This is a genomic window from Mesorhizobium sp. M7A.F.Ca.US.006.04.2.1 (assembly GCF_004022915.1).
In the GTDB taxonomy this organism is placed as follows: domain Bacteria; phylum Pseudomonadota; class Alphaproteobacteria; order Rhizobiales; family Rhizobiaceae; genus Mesorhizobium; species Mesorhizobium ciceri.
The window spans coordinates 1-520 of sequence record NZ_RZQA01001605.1; the positions used below are offsets into that span (position 1 = coordinate 1).

A 520-nucleotide genomic window follows, 5' to 3' on the forward strand; every position below is an offset into this window, starting at 1 on the left:
GGCTCCCGACTCCTCACTCAACATGCCGGTTGCCGACGATGCGTGTTCGACCGAGCGCATGGATTTCCTGGTCTCGGACGATCCGCTGCCCGACGAGATCGTCGGCGACAAGATCGATGTCGCGCGCCGCTCGCTCTGGCTGAGGGAGGCGCTTCGCGCGCTCAACGCACGGGAGTTGAGGATCATCGAGGAACGCCGGCTTAACGACGAGGGCGCGACGCTGGAAGCGCTCGGCGAAACCCTCGGCATCTCCAAGGAACGCGTCCGCCAGATCGAGGCTCGCGCCATGGAAAAGCTGAAGGTCGCGTTGGTGAAGCAGAATCCGGAGTTCATGGCGACTGCCGCGTGAACGGCGGCAGGCGTCCAGGGGCTCTTACTTGTCCGTGACGATCTTGACCTTGTCGCCGGCCGAAACCGCGGCACCAGGCGACAGCGCGTTGAGGACGCGGAACAGGTCGAGCTTACGGTCGACGCCGACCATCTGCGCCGAAAGCGAACCCATCGTCTGCCCAGGCTGGAC

The 520-nt window shown here is 64.8% G+C and carries 1 protein-coding gene and 1 pseudogene; one reads left to right on the forward strand and one right to left on the reverse strand.

Translation table 11 applies throughout. The annotated features are described in order from the left end of the window. A partial coding sequence (locus EN925_RS38990; RefSeq protein WP_281040720.1) for a sigma factor-like helix-turn-helix DNA-binding protein occupies positions 1-349 on the forward strand: 349 nt, incomplete at its 5' end. Between the two features lie 24 nt (positions 350-373). Here EN925_RS38990 and EN925_RS41370 read toward each other — a convergent pair. Beyond that, positions 374-520, reverse strand: a pseudogene (locus EN925_RS41370) (metalloprotease); the annotation flags it as partial.